This is a genomic window from Nitrospira sp. Ecomares 2.1 (assembly GCF_965152585.1).
Window position 1 is genome coordinate 2,089,345 of record NZ_OZ224219.1, and the last position, 17,847, is coordinate 2,107,191.

General features: G+C 51.2%; 18 protein-coding genes. 4 read left to right on the top strand and 14 right to left on the bottom strand.

Annotated features, from left to right (window positions below; all coding sequences use genetic code 11):
- Positions 1-147 precede the first annotated feature (147 nt).
- Entirely contained in the window at positions 148-2,748 is a 2,601-nt protein-coding gene (clpB, locus tag ACWHYD_RS09120) for an ATP-dependent chaperone ClpB (RefSeq protein ID WP_447965582.1), read from the top strand.
- 77 nt (positions 2,749-2,825) lie between these two features.
- On the opposite strand, the gene ACWHYD_RS09125 is transcribed toward clpB, so the two are convergent.
- From ACWHYD_RS09125 to ACWHYD_RS09135, 3 genes are all read right to left on the bottom strand, one after another.
- The gene (locus ACWHYD_RS09125) at positions 2,826-5,978 is read right to left on the bottom strand and encodes a hypothetical protein (protein ID WP_447965583.1); all 3,153 of its coding nucleotides are present in this window, start codon (positions 5,976-5,978) and stop codon (positions 2,826-2,828) included.
- An 818-nt stretch (positions 5,979-6,796) separates the two neighbouring features.
- Complete coding sequence (locus ACWHYD_RS09130; protein ID WP_447965584.1) at positions 6,797-7,075, bottom strand: peptidylprolyl isomerase; 279 nt, start codon at positions 7,073-7,075, stop codon at positions 6,797-6,799.
- Between the two features lie 139 nt (positions 7,076-7,214).
- Positions 7,215-8,243: a Kelch repeat-containing protein gene (locus tag ACWHYD_RS09135; RefSeq protein ID WP_447965585.1), complete on the bottom strand. Its 1,029-nt coding sequence runs from the start codon at positions 8,241-8,243 to the stop codon at positions 7,215-7,217.
- Between the two features lie 914 nt (positions 8,244-9,157).
- Between ACWHYD_RS09135 and ACWHYD_RS09140 the strand changes: the two genes are divergently transcribed.
- Together ACWHYD_RS09140 and ACWHYD_RS09145 are read left to right on the top strand one after the other, a co-directional pair.
- Positions 9,158-10,096 carry a PGN_0703 family putative restriction endonuclease gene (locus tag ACWHYD_RS09140; protein WP_447965586.1) on the top strand — a complete coding sequence of 313 codons (939 nt, stop codon included), beginning with the start codon at positions 9,158-9,160 and terminating at the stop codon, positions 10,094-10,096.
- A gap of 482 nt (positions 10,097-10,578) precedes the next feature.
- Positions 10,579-11,289 (top strand): Lcl C-terminal domain-containing protein, encoded by a 711-nt coding sequence (locus tag ACWHYD_RS09145; protein ID WP_447965587.1) that lies wholly within the window; start codon positions 10,579-10,581, stop codon positions 11,287-11,289.
- 396 nt (positions 11,290-11,685) lie between these two features.
- Here ACWHYD_RS09145 and ACWHYD_RS09150 read toward each other — a convergent pair whose 3' ends face one another.
- On the bottom strand, positions 11,686-11,928 hold the full coding sequence (locus ACWHYD_RS09150) for a DUF5615 family PIN-like protein (RefSeq protein WP_447965588.1): 243 nt from the start codon (positions 11,926-11,928) through the stop codon (positions 11,686-11,688).
- An 85-nt stretch (positions 11,929-12,013) separates the two neighbouring features.
- Positions 12,014-12,313, bottom strand: coding sequence for a DUF433 domain-containing protein (locus ACWHYD_RS09155; protein ID WP_447965589.1), 300 nt, complete (start codon positions 12,311-12,313; stop codon positions 12,014-12,016).
- A 581-nt stretch (positions 12,314-12,894) separates the two neighbouring features.
- Between ACWHYD_RS09155 and ACWHYD_RS09160 the strand changes: the two genes are divergently transcribed.
- Positions 12,895-13,074 carry a hypothetical protein gene (locus ACWHYD_RS09160; protein ID WP_447965590.1) on the top strand — a complete coding sequence of 60 codons (180 nt, stop codon included), beginning with the start codon at positions 12,895-12,897 and terminating at the stop codon, positions 13,072-13,074.
- 30 nt (positions 13,075-13,104) lie between these two features.
- Here the strand turns inward: ACWHYD_RS09160 and ACWHYD_RS09165 are convergent, their stop codons facing one another.
- The 9 genes from ACWHYD_RS09165 to ACWHYD_RS09205 form a co-directional block, all read right to left on the bottom strand.
- A complete protein-coding gene (locus tag ACWHYD_RS09165; RefSeq protein WP_447965591.1) occupies positions 13,105-13,314 on the bottom strand; it encodes an AbrB/MazE/SpoVT family DNA-binding domain-containing protein in 210 nt (69 codons plus the stop codon).
- Positions 13,315-13,550: 236 nt separating this feature from the next.
- Positions 13,551-13,799: a type II toxin-antitoxin system HicB family antitoxin gene (locus ACWHYD_RS09170; protein ID WP_447965592.1), complete on the bottom strand. Its 249-nt coding sequence runs from the start codon at positions 13,797-13,799 to the stop codon at positions 13,551-13,553.
- An 11-nt stretch (positions 13,800-13,810) separates the two neighbouring features.
- Positions 13,811-13,999: a type II toxin-antitoxin system HicA family toxin gene (locus ACWHYD_RS09175; protein WP_447965593.1), complete on the bottom strand. Its 189-nt coding sequence runs from the start codon at positions 13,997-13,999 to the stop codon at positions 13,811-13,813.
- A gap of 482 nt (positions 14,000-14,481) precedes the next feature.
- Positions 14,482-14,694 (bottom strand): type II toxin-antitoxin system HicB family antitoxin, encoded by a 213-nt coding sequence (locus tag ACWHYD_RS09180; protein WP_447965594.1) that lies wholly within the window; start codon positions 14,692-14,694, stop codon positions 14,482-14,484.
- A 324-nt stretch (positions 14,695-15,018) separates the two neighbouring features.
- On the bottom strand, positions 15,019-15,477 hold the full coding sequence (locus ACWHYD_RS09185) for a nucleoside deaminase (RefSeq protein ID WP_447965595.1): 459 nt from the start codon (positions 15,475-15,477) through the stop codon (positions 15,019-15,021).
- Between the two features lie 338 nt (positions 15,478-15,815).
- Positions 15,816-16,025, bottom strand: coding sequence for a DUF4926 domain-containing protein (locus ACWHYD_RS09190; protein ID WP_447965596.1), 210 nt, complete (start codon positions 16,023-16,025; stop codon positions 15,816-15,818).
- A 15-nt stretch (positions 16,026-16,040) separates the two neighbouring features.
- Complete coding sequence (locus ACWHYD_RS09195; RefSeq protein ID WP_447965597.1) at positions 16,041-16,373, bottom strand: DUF6883 domain-containing protein; 333 nt, start codon at positions 16,371-16,373, stop codon at positions 16,041-16,043.
- A 191-nt stretch (positions 16,374-16,564) separates the two neighbouring features.
- Positions 16,565-17,314: a hypothetical protein gene (locus ACWHYD_RS09200; RefSeq protein WP_447965598.1), complete on the bottom strand. Its 750-nt coding sequence runs from the start codon at positions 17,312-17,314 to the stop codon at positions 16,565-16,567.
- 35 nt (positions 17,315-17,349) lie between these two features.
- Positions 17,350-17,844: an N-carbamoyl-L-amino acid amidohydrolase gene (locus ACWHYD_RS09205; protein ID WP_447965599.1), complete on the bottom strand. Its 495-nt coding sequence runs from the start codon at positions 17,842-17,844 to the stop codon at positions 17,350-17,352.
- Positions 17,845-17,847 lie beyond the last annotated feature (3 nt).

A 17,847-nucleotide genomic window follows, 5' to 3' on the forward strand; every position in this document is an offset into this window, starting at 1 on the left:
ACTTCGTTTTCTCTGGGTGTTTCTAGCAGCAGGAGGAATGTCAGGTGTGAATCAGTCCAGAGGGGTTGAAAACGATCCAGGGATTGTTATCTCTTATAGTGAGAGGAAAATTTTACATTTATTCATTCTTTTTTCGGGGAGAAGCCAATGGACCTTAACCGGATGACGATCAAATTACAGGAAGCCCTGCAGGCTGCCTCGGGGATCGCGATGCGACGAAGCCATCAAGGGATTGACGTGGAGCATCTCCTGCTGGCCTTGCTGGAGCAATCCGGTGGATTGGCTCACCCGATATTAGAGCATACGGGTGTCTCGCCCACCGCCGTCAAAAATGCCGCAGAACAAGCGCTTCAGAAGGTTCCTCAGGTTCAGGGCAGTGGGGCACCTCCAGGGCAGGTGCATCTCTCTCCTCGCCTGGCAAAGGTGCTCAATCAGGCGGAAACGGAGATGAAGGAACTGCGGGATGACTACCTGAGTGTCGAGCATGTCATCCTGGCCATGGTAGCCGAAGGAGGCGTCTTTACGTCCATGGGACTCAAGCGGGATAAGGTGCTCGCCGGTCTCCAGGAGGTGCGAGGCAATCAACGCGTCACCAGCCAGGATCCGGAAGGGACCTATCAATCACTAGAAAAATATGGGCGTGATTTGACCCGATTGGCCAGCCAGGGCAAATTGGATCCGGTCATCGGCCGGGATGAAGAAATTCGTCGGGTCGTGCAAATCCTGTCCCGCCGCACCAAGAACAATCCGGTCCTGATCGGTGAACCTGGAGTGGGAAAAACTGCCATTGTCGAAGGACTGGCACAACGGATCATTAAAGGGGATGTGCCCGATGGACTTAAAAATAAACGCTTGATCGTGCTCGATATGGGTGCCCTGGTAGCGGGTGCCAAATTTCGCGGGGAGTTTGAGGAGCGATTAAAAGCCGTCCTCAAAGAAATTCAATCCTCTCAGGGACAGATCCTGTTGTTCATCGATGAGTTGCATACAGTTGTGGGGGCCGGAGCGGCAGAGGGGTCCATGGATGCCGCCAATTTGCTGAAGCCGATGTTGGCCAGAGGGGAACTCCATCTGATTGGCGCTACCACTCTTGATGAATACCGGAAACATATTGAAAAAGATGCGGCCTTGGAGCGGCGGTTCCAACCGGTCGTGGTCGATCAGCCTTCGGTGGAAGATACCATCTCCATCCTGCGCGGGTTAAAGGAGCGGTATGAAGTCCATCATGGGGTGCGCATTAAAGATTCGGCATTAGTGGCAGCCTCCCGCTTATCCAATCGATATATCGGTGACCGGTTTCTGCCTGATAAAGCGATTGACCTCATTGATGAGGCGAGTGCGCGCTTACGGACTGAAATCGACAGCATGCCCGCCGAAATGGATGAGATCTCTCGAAAAGTTCTGCAATTGGAAATTGAACGGGAAGCCTTAAAGAAAGAAACCGATGCGGCCTCTCGCACCCGGTTGACCACGATCGAACAGGAGTTGAAAGGCAAACAGGAAGCCCTGAAAGACTTAAAAACCCAGTGGGATGCCGAGAAATCGTCTGTCGGGAAATTACAAACGATCCGGCAGGAGATCGAGGGTGCCAAACAACAAATCGAGCAGGCTGAGCGGCAGTATGACCTGAATCGTGTGGCGGAGTTGCGCTATGGGACATTGCCCAAACTGGAAAAATCCATGAAAGACGAAGAAGAGCGGCTGGCCAATCAACAGGGGACGAGCCGACTGCTCAAGGAAGAGGTCGATGAAGATGACATTGCCGAGGTGGTCAGTCGATGGACCGGCATTCCCGTGAGCCGGCTACTTCAAGGCGAAGTGGAAAAGCTGCTGCACCTCGATGAATGGTTACACAAACGCGTCATCGGTCAGGATGAAGCGGTCAAGGCGGTGGCCGAAGCCGTGTTGCGCGCGCGGTCCGGCATCAAAGATCCCAATCGACCCATCGGTTCGTTCCTCTTTCTGGGCCCGACCGGCGTGGGTAAAACCGAGTTGGCACGGGCGCTGGCGCATACGCTCTTCGATAACGAAGCCAACATGGTCCGTATTGATATGTCGGAGTATATGGAAAAACATACCGTAGCCCGATTGATCGGCGCTCCTCCAGGGTATGTGGGGTATGAAGAAGGCGGCCAGTTAACCGAAGCGGTGAGGCGCAAACCCTTCTCGGTCATCCTCTTCGATGAAATTGAAAAGGCGCATCATGATGTTTTTAATGTCCTCCTCCAAGTCCTAGATGACGGGCGGTTGACCGACTCACAAGGCCGAACCGTGGACTTTAAAAACACCGTGCTCATCATGACCTCTAATCTGGGCAGTCAGGAGATTCTAGAGGCCCAGCAACGGAATATGGACTACGAAGGCATTCGCGCGTTAGTGCTCAAAGAAATTCAACAGCATTTCCGTCCGGAATTCTTAAACCGGGTCGATGAAATCGTCGTCTTCCATCCGTTAAAACGGGAAGAGCTTGCGCAAATCGTGGAAATCCAATTGGAACGCCTCAGGGTCAGATTAGCGGATCGGCGAATGTCACTGGAACTCTCTCCGGCGGCCCTGGCCGACCTGGCTGCGCGGGGCTACGACCCGGTCTACGGAGCCAGGCCGTTGAAGCGCCTGCTTCAACAGGAAATCGAAACGCCGCTCTCACGCCTGATCATCCAGGGGAAAGCCATGGATGGGCAACGGATCGTGGGCGAGATGGTTGATGGCAAATTCGTCCTCACCGCCCGGGAAAATGGAGAGGCCTAACGCCACTCCATCAATCCCACGGGGGGTATAATCGTGGCTCCCCGTGGGATGGTTCTCTTCAATGGATTCCGGTCCAATCACCTGCCAAGATATTCAATAAACAGCATGAGGAAATAGCCACCGGAAGGAATAGCGAAGGCCTTCAAAATGGGTTGTTCAGCAAACGGGCAAAACGCCCCTTTCCTAAAGTGCTGCACCCCGCTGATGACCTTCTGTATTTGAACTTTTCGTGCAGAGCCTGAACTCGTGCTCAACATGGATGTCAGCTCATTGAGAACGCGTCCCCTGGCGTTCTCAGCCGTTTGCCGGAAATGGAAGGCTGAAAAAATGGCCAGCCCGATGTTGCTCCCTATCACAAGAAGAAGACTGATCGGAAGATCCCAGTCATCAAAAAATGAAGAGCGTGACACAATCATGACCAGGACGATGATAAAGGGATAATAGATTAAGGTCCCGACCACTTCTGTGAGCTGGCCACAGAACCGCAGACTCTGTTGGATATGGGCCAGGGAAATGTTCAGTGCACTGTGGAACCAGGGTTCCCGGACCGAATCCTGAATGGGCCATTGAACCCCTCGTTGTAATGCCCAATCCACCATCCGGGCGCCAAGCCGTGTAGCATACACCACAAAAAACACCAGGAGCCACATGGTGACCACGCTCAATAAGAGAATCACCTTATCCCAGATAAAACACGTGTCACCCCGGCAAGGGGTGGTGGGAAATCCAATGAGAAAAAAGATTGGAAAGGCAAAAAGAAACAAGTAGACGATCGTTTGAACGACCACACGAGATCCCGCGCATTTGAGGCTCATTAATGCCGTATAGACTTCCCAGCATTCCCGAACGGTATTTTTGGGGGATACGCGACTCCCTATAGGATCAGGGCCGAATTCCATCCATTTTTTCCATTCGAACCATCCTGAACATTGCCCTGGATGGAGTTGAAATTCCTCTTCCATTTGACGAAATTTGGCCTGAAGGGTTCTGTATCCCCGGCAAAGGAACAAGAGACTCAAAAAGAACGCGGCTAACCGGAGTACTTCGGTGGGCCAAGCACTGATGCCTTCCAGCCAGGCAAATGGTTCTCCATCCTTGAGTTGGTCTGTGATGGACACCAAAAGCAAGGAGTACATACCGACGATTGCGGCCAAGAAAATCCAAAACATGTGGGACTTGCATGTGGTCTTGGCAAGAAACACGGCTCTCCGGCTCATGGCCGCATAAATCACCCAACCACCTAATACAATACATCCCAGCAGTAAGAACGTCCGCAAGCTAATGAGGGGGGCCGGCTTTCCCTTTTCAAAATCCGGTCGTGCAGCATGAATGGTGCTGGGGTCCGCACTCAGGTCGTACGCGCCTGTCAGTCCGACCTCGAAGACTCTCGGCGTTCTTTTATAAGAGTGGGTGTCTGGTGAATCGTCGCATGTCCCATGAGAAAAAAAGGAGGAAGCTGTCCGACATACGGTGACGGGGTCAAGAGCCAGCAGCGTGGATAAGAATAACGAGGTTTGATAGGCATCACGAAAGGGGGGAATCGAGCCCTGAATCTGGGGATGAAGGCGTAGGCCAAAATGGGAAGCAATCAGAAGATTCCGCGTCCATTGATATTGGGCCGGATGGAGGAGACGGGTATCAAGATCGGTGGTAAAGAAAATGACCCCGGGAAATTCCTTCCGTAACGCTTGGAGGAGCAGCAGTTTGTCATAGACATCTCCTGCCAAAATGCCCATGGCCTTAAAGCCCGGACAGATGGGCCACGATCCTTCCCCCACATTGTCCATACAGCGTTCACGAATCTTTTGATCTTCGACTTTAATTTGTAAGGCCAAACGCCTCAGGTAATCGAATTGCGACGGGCCTTCCGGGCGTTCAAGACCTCTATTGCGGAAATTTAAAAAGTTTCCGGAATCGGTTCCGTCACCCTTGGAGTTTCCGTCAGAGCCATTCATATTCTGGGGAAGCTCACCGTCAATTCCACGAAGATAGCTAAAGCGATGGGCCCAATCCGGCCAGTCGACGTCTCCTAAATTTTCAATTTTGGATATCAGATCAAGATCCGGAGTCGTTTTCGTCACCTCAAGAAAGGTCAGAGGCAATTTCCGCCCATAGAGCGTATCCCACTCGCCGATCAAGGCAATATGATCATGTCCATTTTGAAGGTTCACCCTTCGTTTGGTTAATTCCTCGACGAGTGTTCTAGCCAGTTCTTCATCTGTTCCGATGACACGATGCACATCAAAGTTCAAGGACCTCATATACTCCCAGCACGTGGCTTCACTCACACATTCTTCTCTCCCAAGAGGGAAACCTTCAAATAGAACGGCATCAGACGCCGTTGCAGAAAAGGAAAGGTATTCAATCGCGTGCGAACCCTCTGTTGGAGAGGTGGAGGGAGGTTCCTGACTCCGCTTTGCGAGCACTTCGCCGATCATGGCGCGTAACGTTCCGGAATGAAAGGGCCCTAAAACCGTAAACGACATGGTGGGATCAGGTGAATGTTTACCTTGTTGATTCTTTCGAAAGTCCGGTTCTGGATTTTTGACGAATGCCACGAGGCCTTCCAGGGACGCCAAGGGCTTTTTCTCCAGGTCCTGATCCTTGACCCATAAGACCAGGACATTGTTTTTTTGCTTGTTCTGTGGTTTAAACCATTCGAGAGGCACATCAAGGGTGGGACAACTTTCATCCCAGCAGGTATCATTTCCTTTAAGTTTTGTGCGGTCCCACCCAAAATATCGGAAAAACTCTCCTTCTTCGGGGATATACCCGGCCTCCCCGAGAGCGGACACCACCGCGTAGCGATGGCGTAACCGGTATTCTGTTCCGGAAGCAAAGGGAGTCCCTTCTGTCACGACGATCAGGACTTTGAAGTTTGGTTCGGTTGTCCCTATGGTCTCCGTGATCTCACGCAACTGAATGCCTAATTTATGATGATCCTTGGTCCCGGAACCATTGAGGGAATCTTGTGATGACGGGGCCTCAGACTGAGATGGGTTGGCCTTGGGTTCGGCATTTTTATGAGCCTTTACCGATGCGAAAGGGTCCTGCCAGAGCCGGCTTTGAACCCGCTTGTCCCCAACGATCAACGACTTGCCTTGTTGTTCATTAACGGGTCGTTCACTTCGAAAGGGTTGTTGGTAATACAGAAATCCTCCAAGCACGGTTAGCAGAATCAATAACCCCGTAACAGGAATTTTTGAGTCATCACTTTTTTCAAAAGACATGATTCACTCGCAAGTTTTCCCTGGAATCCGATACCTGTCGGATAAGGCATTTCGGCTTCAGTTCATTGCTGAGGGAAAAGAACATCTGTGTGGTTGGACAACTCAAAACGTCCTCCATTTGATAAAAAATGACAGCCACTCTCCCGTTCCTGCCTACTGGAAACTCAAGATTCATGCGAGCGCAACGGAAGGCTCCTCCGTCACTGGCTGATCACATGACAAACCAGCGGGATTATAGAAAAAGAAAGAAACAAAAGGAACGCCAATGGAAAATGGAATATGTGTGGAGTGGGAGATTGCGTATCCAATCAGATACGATCCTGTATCCGATCAGATACCTAATGGAGAAATTCTTTGATGAAACGCGCGTTCATTATTTATATAGGGAGCCCATTAGTGATATGGCCACAATACGCCAGGAAAACCTATGGGGTCTGTCCTAATTGAAGAAGCATGTGTCGTGAGTTTCATCGTCGGAACGATTCGCAAGCACGTCAATCCATTATCGACAATGACAAGGCCTAGGCTCACATCAGGTGGCTATTTCGGCATGACGGCCTTAATCACGAAGCCGCAAGGCGGTCAAACCGCCAGCCCCACAGCGCTCATCATTAGTGAACCGATAACTAGGGAGGGCCTACACGTTTGAGGATGACCAGCAGAGGCATGGAGCCTTCTAGAGCTTATCCTGAGAGTCACGTTGAAGGGCTCGAGCCATCATTTACGTAGGATCCCGAAAATGTAGGGAAGAACAACCTCCGGGTCACCGGTTCAAAAATGATCTGTGTGAATCGCGAAAGATGTCTCTGGCAAGAGGATTATTCCTTTTGCCCGGTTTTTTTAATGATGTGGTATCCGAACTGGGTTTTAACCACGGGGCTCAGACTGCCATGCCCCAGGCGTTTGACCGCATCTTCAAAGGCCTTGACCATTTTGCCGGGACCAAACCACCCAAGATCCCCACTTTTGGAACCACTGGGGCAGGTCGAGAATTCTTTCGCCAATTCGGCAAATTTACCACCGGTTTTCAGGCGTTTTCTCAGGTCGTCGGCCAACCCTTTTTCTTTCACTAAAATATGACTCGCTCTCCACTCCATACATTCTCCTTTCAAGCCCTGAATCAAAATCTGCTAAACATCACCACTTCCTATTGACTGTGTAAATTATACGATGCCCCATGAAAATATGTCATCTCAAATATTTAGAGGGACCAGATCTGTCAGGCTGATTTGCGCCTCATGGGTTAGAGCGTTTGGAGGTACCGGATCCAGGTGGAGTAAAGACTTCGTTCAGATCACTAAAGGAGCCTCCTGGAGTCGGCCCGCCACTGATGACGTATATACGGCCATCCACTACCGCAGACCCGAGGCCGTGGCGTCCTGTCGGCATGGGTGCCATGGTTTGCCAGGCGTCACGCGCCGGATCATACGCCTCGTTTTCACGAAAGGTCCCCTCTTCCTTTTCGCCGCCGAAGACATAAATCCGACGGCCAACTTCGGCCGCGGTGATCCCACTGCGGGCAGTCGGAAGATCTGAGGCCCGCGACCAGCGGTCGGTGACGGGATCGTACACTTCCATAACAGCGAGATTTTGCCGATAGTCGCCGTTTACTCGTCCGCCGATTGCGTACACCTTACCGGCCACGGTTGCGGCCGCAAGATGATCGCGAGGGGTCGGCAGTGGCGTGCGCACAGTCCAGGTATTGGTTTGGGGATCGTAGACCTCGACGGCTGAGCTATTGGCCTTCCCGTCGTAGCCGCCGATGGCAAACAGTTTTCCGTCGTGCGCTGTCACGGACAAGGCCCCGCGAGGAGTCGGCATGGGGGCGCGCTCCGTCCAAGTGTCCATGGCTGGATCGTAGGCATACACCGTGGCAACCGACTGCCAGACGCTGAGTCCCGCCTGCTTGTAACCGCCAATGACATACAGCTTCCCGCCTGCCACCCCGATACCCAGATGGTGTAGGCCGACCGGCATGGGCGCTTTGGCCGTCCATCGGTCTGTGGCAGGATCGTAGGCTTGTAGGGATGAGGTGATCCCAAGATTGATAAAGTTACTCAAGCCGGGCTGCTCAAAACCGCCCACGACGTAAATTGTATTGTTCAAGGTCGCGGCTGCCACCTCAGTCCGCTTCGTGGGTGCCGGGGTTGCCGTCTGCCATGCGCCCTGGTCCGTCTCGGACTGTACCGATTGCGCAAATACCGGGAGGAGGATGAGGCAGAGCGCAGTGAAAAACGGCATGAGAAAGGCCGAAGTCCTCATCATGGGAACGTGGCATCGAAGAGTCGATATTATCAAGTCACGCATAGCGGGATTATACCCAATCGAAGAATAGAAAATCTTCGATATACGCAATGCTCCCAGCCATCGGTTATGGAAAAGGTGGCATCCCGCAGCATGCTGAAAAAATCTGCCAGCGGCAGTGGTGTTTAGACAAGGCAGCCTCCCATCTCTCCAGTCTGCTTCATGGAAGGCCCTGGAATGTTCCCAATAGTTCGACGCCTGCAGGCTGGCCCACAGGAGAGACGCTCTTCTTTTCTAGTGGACCGTGTATGAGCCCGGCGAATTCATTCATCCTTCCCCCCTAGCCTCTCCTGGCCTTGTGGCATGGCCGAGCAGTGCAGCCGGCACCGGAGGAAAGGCGGGCAGTGTTTGAGCCCTTCGGCGTTGGCTCAGGATAAACTCCGCGAGTTTGCCTGCCGTCCGTGGGTTTGTCTCGGTACGCTTTAATGTTGTTCCGACGCCTGCCGGCTGGCCCCAGGAGGGACGCTCTTCTCAGGTTAGCGTTCCTCCCCTATAATGTGGCCAGACGGGGCGTCAATGGTTTTGGCTACTTTTGCCGAAACAAAAGTGGCTCGGCTGCCTGGCCGAAATCCGGCATCAATCAATTATTCGCATCGCTTCGAACATTCCCAATCGGGCAGCGATCTTTTTCTCATTCGTTGTAAGGAGGTTTTATGTCAAAGGGGCACGATAGGGTCGGTGGAGTGGGCCTTCTCCTATCACTACGACATCCCAGAATTGCGGGAGGTGAAACAATTTTCATTCTTATCCATCCTTTTAAAAATAAAAACGCTAATCTCCATTCCCCTCTATATTCAGCTTCAAGCCCCATTCACCGATAAAGACAATAAACGCCACATTCCGACATCCCAGTCTCACAGTGAAAGCCGATACCTATGGACCAAGCCACCAGAACACGCATCGAACACAATATCTTTCCTCTCGCGCATCAAGCCTGTGAACCATGGGAAACATTTCCGTGGCACACAGGCCGGGGAGGAGCCATCGATACGCATGTGGCACATTCATCCCAAGCCCTGGCCATTGATGTCTTCGGAACTATCAAAACCTCATCCGATTGTGATGTGATTCTTGATGCGCTGGCAACCAACCTTGGGGTTCCGGCCGGCGGTCACTGGAACATCACCCTGGAATCGCGCGTGCGCCCATCATTGCTCAATGAACCTCGCCCGACGCAAGTGGATGTCTATGCGGAAAGTCCCAATTCGGTGATTCTGTTTGAATGTAAATTCACCGAGCAGGATGGAGGCGCCTGTTCGCAAACGGTACGGCGCAATGGCTCTATCCCGTGCCAGGGAAACTATATGCAGAAAAGCCTTCGCGGAATTACCATGACCAGTCGTTGCCCATTAAGTGATAAAGGCATCCAATATTGGGACATCATTCCGAAGGTCTTTTATCTCGATGCCGAAACTGATTACCAGCCCTGCCCATTCGCGGGAGCGGCCTACCAATGGATGCGCAATCTGGTGGTGGCCTATAAGCTGGCACGGCAGAAAAACAAGCAACCGGCGGTAGTTATCGTCTATGCAGACAATGCGGATCTGCCCATGGCCAAAAAGGTCAAATCCCATGAATGGGGAGAATTCACGCAGATGGTCAGACAGGATCAGGTAGCATTACACGTGCGTTCGTATCAAGAGATTCTCACGCTTGCACAGGAGATAGCCAGAGCCGATAGTGGCGAGAACACCGTATGGATAGCCTTAAACGAATGGGTCAACAGAAAAATATCAAAGATCAATGGAACCCGGAGAAAAGCAAAAAGAAAAAACCGCTCTCAACCCGCCACAATGTCAGTGAATAGAAGATAATCACACCAGCCACTCCACCGGAATAATTTCGCCTGGCCGCACCCCCGCACCTATCTTCCCGCCATCGTCCTTCCGACGTTCCTCTGTTTTTCATAGAAATTGCTGAAAGAATCGTTATGGTCCGACGCCTGCCGGCTGGCCCCCCGGAGGGACGCTCTTCGCATTTAGCGGACCTTGTTTGAGCCTTGCGAGTTGGTCCGCTCTTAAAAAAGTTAGCGGCCCTCCGCCTTCATGAAGCAGACGGGGCGTCAATGGTTTTGGGTCCTTTTGCCGAAACAAAAGGACCTCGCCGTCCGGGGGCGAAACCCCGGCAACAATAATCGCAGAGAGACAACACGGTTGCCGTGATTGCGGGCCGGTCTTACCAGATACCATTCGTATGGGCTACAGTATCTTATGGAAGGAAATATTGATTCCTCATTCCGAACCAGTGGGAGGAACCAGCAGGGAAGTCGGTCCTACCTTACCCAGGGAGATTTTGGATGTTTGCTCAACGATCAACCATTTCGTGTGTGGGGGCGGCGGCGCCTCTAGTTGTGTGTCTGGCGCTGCCGGGAGTCATCTTGGCCCATAATGGACCACCAGAGAACAAGCCGGGCCAGCCGATTCATGACATTCTCCCGCACATCGAAATCCTGAACAATAAGATATATGCCTCCACCGACCCCGACGCGATGGGGCAGTGTGGTGGATCCAAGATGAGGGAACAAAAATTCGCGGGTGCGGACCGGTTTGTCCCGGTCCTGTATGGGGTCGCGTACTGTGACCGGGAAACGGGCATTGTGTGGGAGACCTCCCCTTCGATGAAGGCCTTTACCTGGGCCGGGGCCATCAGCCATTGTACCACCCGCGAGGTGGGGGGACGAAAAGGCTGGGCGTTGCCCATGCGGGAGCAACTGGCGAGTCTGCTGGATATCAATTCGGTGCTGTGCCTAGGTGGGGGTCTCTGTTTGCCGGATGTCCATCCGTTTCAAAACGTGCAATCGGCCAACTATTGGTCAGCGTCGACGACCGGGGGAACTCCCACATTCGCCTGGCTCGTGAACTATTTCCTGGGCGGTGTATTCGTCATCAAGTTGGAGGGAAAAGGTCTCGCATGGTGTGTGCGGGATGGACAAAGCTCCGACGGGCAAGGACTAGCTGCGATTGTGGAACCCCACCATGACCATGAAGTGCTTGAAGTCATGTGGTAATTAGGCTTGAAAAGTATAGGGGACAGAGCCTCCCTTCCTCAAATTATAAAAAATTCTCTAATTTCTTGTTGGCTCTTCGCTCCTCCCTCTTTCATGGTCATCAATGAAAGTTTTGTCTCTATGGTCGGACGCCTGCAGGCTGGCGCACAGGAGGGACGCTCTTAGCATCTGGCGGGCCTTGTCTGAGCCTTGCGAGTTGGGCCGCCCTCTTCAGAGTTGGCGTCCCTCCTCTGCAAGGAGTCCAGACGGGGCGTCAATGGGTTTGGGGCCTTTTGCCGAAACAAAAGGACCTCGTCGCACGGGGACGAACCCCCGACATCTTCGAAGAGTGAGAATGTGGAAGGAGAAACAGGAAGACAAAGTAGATGCTGAATGTCACCCGATATTTTTATTTTTTTACAAAAATTCAACCTGGCCTTGCATTTCTTCTGCATCCAGGACCTGAGTTATCAATAGCAATCCCTGTATCATCTCGCCTATGGATATTCCTTGAGGTGCGTACACGATTCCACTATGGTTTTTGCCAGCCGCGTGGAAACGAAGGAAATCGTCATCTTGAGTGACGATTACTCTGTTATCACGTTGAGCCCGCGTAAAATGTTCCGCATCAGAAGCACTCAGCATGTCAGTTTCCTTCACAGCGAGGATGTCTACGCCACGCTGTCGTAATCCAAGTATAACCGCTTGGCTATGTGCTCATCTGCATAAAACCGGATCTTTTGGCTCACCGAAGCTTTTCTTTCAGTTTCGAAGGAATCTCCTGTCGCAACATTGCAATAAAGGCCTTGTGCTCAGTGATATCCCGGTCAATTTCCTCCCTGCGATCAAAATAGTACGCCAACGCCGCATAGACATCTGCTAAGGTCAGCCCATATTCGTTCGCGATTTCATCTGCACTTTTACCAAAGCTCTCATGCCAAATCACCACATTCTGCACGGTAATGCGATGTCCGGCAATGCGTGGTTTTCCCCCCGCTATTTCAGGCGTGCACTCGATATGCTGATCCAACGTTCTGGTATTCATGAATATTCTCCCTCTGTCCGAAGTTGTAAATTTTGGCAATCTACCAGACTTCCTTATTGTAAGCTAGAATTGGGGTTAATAGGAAAAATTCCTCCCGTAAGGTCATGCCCATAGCAAAGCCCAAGACCCTGAGCCTCCTTAAAGCCGAGCCCATCCTCTCTTGTTTTCAAATAGATCTCGGCGGAAGCCCTGCAAGGTTCGTTTTAGTCCGACGCCTGCCGGCTGATCCCAGGGAGGGACGCTCTTCGCATCTGGGAGGCCTTGTTTGAGCCATGCGAGTTGAGAGTCACTTTTATCTAACTTCACCTGGCCTGGTGGCATGGTCGAGCAGTGCAACCGGCACCGGAGAAAAGGCGGGCAGTGTTTGAGCCCTTCGAGGTTGGCTCAGGATAAACTCCGCGATTTGGGCCACCCTCCGTGGATTTTGCCACGGTACACTTTCATTTTGATCCGACGCCTGCCGTCTGGCCCACAGGAGGGACGCTCTTAGCATCTAGCGGCCATTGTTTGAGCCCTGCGAGTTGGGCCGCTCTTTAAAGAGTTGGCGTCCCTTCTCTTCAATGAGGCCAGACGGGGCGTCAATGGGTTTGGCCACTTTGACCGAAACCAAAGTGGCTCGGCTGCCGGGCCGAATCCCGGCATCTATCAGCCAGCAACGAGTAGGCGTGATGAGGAAGAAGTTTAAAACGATTGATAATTCTGGAGCGGAAAATCAGCCCGGCGGATGGCCGGATCGCTATTCCCCCAAGAACGCGTTCTGACTACTTTCGGGAATTCCTATTTGATATAGATCACGCCCGTCCCGGTTTTTCGCGAATGGCTGCCTTGGACATGCCCTTCAGTGCTCCCTTCAGATTTTTAAGCGGCACTTCCGGCACGAGGCTAATGACTCCACCCTTTTCTACAACCTGCAAACGTTGTTGAGAGGTCAGGTGAAGTTTCTCGCGCACGTCCTTGGGAATCACAATTTGAAATCTCGGTGAAATCGTGATCGTAGCCATATCAAGTCTCCTTATCAATTCATGATCGGCCATGCTATCGACATTCGGTTGGCTAGTCGAGCGCGGGGTCTTTCGCAAAGACTTGTCTGCGTCTCATAGTGAAAAAAATTCATCCAGATAACGAGAGTTAACTCAATGCCATTGGAATGTATCTTTTATGAAACTGCAACACTGCCAATCGGTTGAATGAGACGGTAAATGCGTGGGTCAGGCGAAAGAGGCCTAAGGGCGTAATTTCAGGATATACTGCCGGCGGGTTGGGCGTTTTTGATGAGAACGGTGGGTTGCGGATTGTTTGGGGGGACAGGTAAGTGTTCGGTTTGTAAAAGGGTGATATGCTCATCCATTCCCCATCGAGCGTGATACAGGCAATCTTCAATGGAATGCCCTGTGCCCGAAAATCCTTCGAGATCGGGAGAATAAAATCCGAAAAATGTGGGATCGTCGGTTGCTTCAATGATGAGAGAATAGGGTAAATCAATCATAGCCTGTTCCTTTATTGCTTGATCCGGGCAGCCTTCAAAATGGCATGACATGTTCCCGATGGGACCTCTTTTTTACCATGATAATCGACGCGAATGAGTTTGTCATGACCACGTTTCTGATAATATCGAATGGAGCCTTTCTCTTTTAACAAGGAGAATCCCTGTTTTTCTAATAATCGGACAAGTTCTGCAAATGTCATTGTGGCATCCTCACTGATCCTATCAAGAGAACGATACACCTTCAAGGCTGTACCTTAAAGCGTTCAACGCGTAGTCATAAACAATAATCTGATTCCTAAGGTGGAAAATGAATTTCGGTGCAGGCAGTAATAACTGCTGCTACCACATCTCGCCTGACTGTCCGAGGGAAGTCATCGAACAGCAGAACAAATAAGAAGAGGTTCTTCCATTATAACCTTCAAGTCGGGCAAGCGTGGCGGCGTGCCAATCAGCGGCCCCTTGATCCGACGCCTGCCGGCTGGCCCAAGGGAGGGACGCTCTTATCCGCTAGCGGCCCTTGTGTGAGCCCTGCGAGTTGGGCCGCCCTCTTCAGAGTTGGCGTCCCTCCTCTGCAATGAGGCCAGCCGGGGCGTGAATGGTTTTGGCCACTTTTGCCGAAACAAAAGTGGCTCGTCGCAGGGGGGTGAAACCCCGTATGTAAGGAACACAGTGGAAAGAGGAGTTAGACTGAAACTTCGACGTATTCGACTTGGCAACTGGGAGGTGGGAGGGGTTGGCCATCGGCCTGTATTCCTTCAAGATGGAATGCAATCGCTTCTCGTATGAGTGTTTCAGTTTCATCCAGGGTCGCCCCAGTTGCCACACACCCAGGTAAATCCGGCACATACGCCGCAAAGTTTTCAGGCGATTTTTCAATCACAATGGCATATCGCATACGGTCCTCCTACTTTTTCCAGCCGGTTTGTTCATTCACCCTTTTCCTCTATGCATCCCTGGCCTGGTGGCATGGCCGAGCAGTGCAGCCGGCACCGGAGAAAAGGCGGGCAGTGTTTGAGCCCTTCGGCGTTGTCTCAGGACAAGCTCCGCGAGTTTGCCCGCTGCCGGTGACGGTGAACCGCGGAGGACACCCGAAGGGCCATGCCACGGCCAAAATGGTTTTGGCTACTTTTGCCGAAACAAAAGTGGCTCGGCTGCCGGGCCGAAACCCGGCATCTACGCAACACACATTGATTCTTTCCCAAATTCATGTTCGAAATACTTAAGGCTTCATCGCTTCGCCCTGTGCCGCCTCAAATAACGCATTGCACTCCTGCTCCAGAATCCCCCCAATAACCTTCGTATTCCGAAAAGGAGTCCTTCGTGCCACCTCCTCAGACCGAATATCGATTTGCCGCCACCCATGTTGTTGGAGAAACGGAATCGACGTGCCAAAGTAGACAGTGGCCATGCCCGCCCATTCGATCGCACTCTGACACATGGGACAGGGTTCAGCAGTTGTATACAAATCGAGGGCTGTCCAATCGACCGGTGCATGGGCGGCCGCACAACGATTGATCACATCGATTTCGCCGTGAACGATAGGATTGCGGGAAGAACGGTTGTACCCTTTCGCGAGGACTTCTCCGGTTGTCCGTCGAACGATCACGGCTCCGAAAGGATACTGGGGGACCTTCTGCGCCATAACAATGGCCAGGCGCATGTACTCATCGGGGCTCATGGCCTGTTGAGTTTTCCGCATTTATTGGGGAAGGGCCACGGTTTCCTTCTGTATTTCCTGAGATCCATTTCCACCGTTGTTTGCTAGTGGGTAGTTAATTATTCCACAAAAGGGTTGATCTCTTTTTGCCTAGTCGTTATCGGGCATCTATCTCTTTTCTCTCACCCGATCAAAACCGAAGAAAAACGAAAAGAAAAAGTCCCTCCCACTTCAACACGATGGCGGCTAAGACAAATGGGGTAATGGAGAAGGAAGTGAAGGGCTAGGGGCAAGGTAGGTGATGTGTGAATGCAAGACCTAACCCCGATGACGACAATGGAGCCAATTTCTACATACGGTCACGCAGGTTGGTAATGCAGCACGAGGAGTTGGCTGGAATTCAGGGGGAGCGTCGCGTAGGTTCGGCCGTCATTATCCACAAATTCCACTTCAAACATATCTGGTCCAAGGGATTCCACCACGGTCCCCACTTGTCCTCGCAGCAAGCTGCTCTCAGGAATATCCTTAGTCAAGGCGACCACATCCAGGACACAAATATCTTGAATCATGAGGTAATCTCCTTCCTATAGGATATAGCATGAGGCGAATCGTGGAAAGTCCTCATCACGGCGAACGATCCACAAGCTTCGAACAGTTACTGGCCCAGCGGGGCCGTGTACTGAAAAGTCTAGCGCATACCGCTTTCCATAGTCATCTGAACCGAGGAAAGTGGCTTTTTCCCTCTGTACGACTTCAAGTAGCCTTCGACGAACCTCTTCTGCCGAGGCGGCAGTCCATCCCAAGGCGCTCTGAAAGACACGGGCTTTGTGTTGACCTCGCGGATGTTCACGGCTGAGACAATAGTCGCGAAGCTTTCTGACATCCACAATAGCCCTGGCGGCATTAGAGAGTTTCATGGCAAAGGTCCATCTTACATTGCCTGGGGGTCATCAGTCTTCCAATTGACCCCTCTTTGTGTGCGTTCATCCATTACAATGAATTTTTTTAATTGTGCTCATTCTACGGCCTGGGGCTGGTAGAGGTACTTCAGGAAGCCGGAAAAGAACTTGCCGATATCTTCTTGCTCGCCGAGGTAAAAAATAGCAAATCAGACTTTTCCCTTCGCATTGAAGTTGGTTGCCTTTTTTGGGAAATTCGGAGGACCTTTAAAATCTTGTTCCGATAGAGGATGTCTGGAAGATTTTTGCCCTTTAAAAGGAGCATAAGGGGCTCCATCACTCCTAATGTTTTTTCCATGATCCTCAACAGCCTTAATGAAAACCGGAACTAGCTCAGCCAATACCGGCACAGCGCTGGTGAGAGACCTCCGGTTTGCTCTGGATTGATCTTTAGAAGCACCATGAAAAATCTGGTTCCTTAGAACGTAAAGCCGCTCAAAAATTTGTTTGAGATAATTATCTATTTGGCCTTTTCTTAAATTGTTTTCAGCTGACCTTACAGACTTTTCTATTAAGCCCCAGGCAGGATGTGCCTCCAAGTCTTTAGCGGATAATTGCTGGGTCCAAATATCCTTCAGAAGAAAGATGTTCTCTAACACATCATCCCTAAATTGTTTGTTGGGGTTGGAGTGGTAAGTCAAAACTTTAACCACATGAGGTGAACTGGAGACATCCTCCAGGAAAGACTTTAGGCATTGCAGTTCAGTTATATTATATTTTTGAAACTTTTCTTTAATTTCCTTTCGCTCCTTCGGTTGACCATACAACGCATTCAAAGCAATCCACCAAAATATAAATTCTCCATCAAGATCTTTCTTGCCATCTTTTGCGCAGCCTCTTGCGCGTTTCTGCCAAGACTTTGCCCGATAAACCCTCAAGAAGGTCTCTTCCTCATCCATATGAGATTCCCCCACGGAGAAAATTAGATCATTGGCTATAATAGCCTTCCAACAACCAACCCCAACACACTTATCATTCCACCCACTCCTGCACTCATGAGGATTGTAAGCCACCAGCGAGTATCCTTTTGATGCTCTAAGGCCCGAGAGTGCAGGTTGATTGCTGCATTGATCAAGGTGTTAATATCCGCATTTGTCAGAGGATTTCGAGATATCCTTTTTCTTTGCTCTTCAGACAATTGAAAAAACTCTTCTCGTGTTAATTTTTTCTCCCCATCTATGTCATACAATTTTTGGTAATTTCGACGCCAAACCAAAGAGGCTTTCATTCTTTCAGCATCCAGGCGGAAAAATTCCGGATGTTCAATGAAAATCTGTTTCCAGTGTTCCGCCTTATTCTTTTCTCCAGAAATTCTATCCGCCCATCCCTCAAAATCAAGTTTATAAAATTTATAGTTGCCCATTGCCTGAATGGCTGAAATTACCTCGGCCAGTCTATTGGGTTCGTTAAGGTATGGAGAATTTGCCATCAC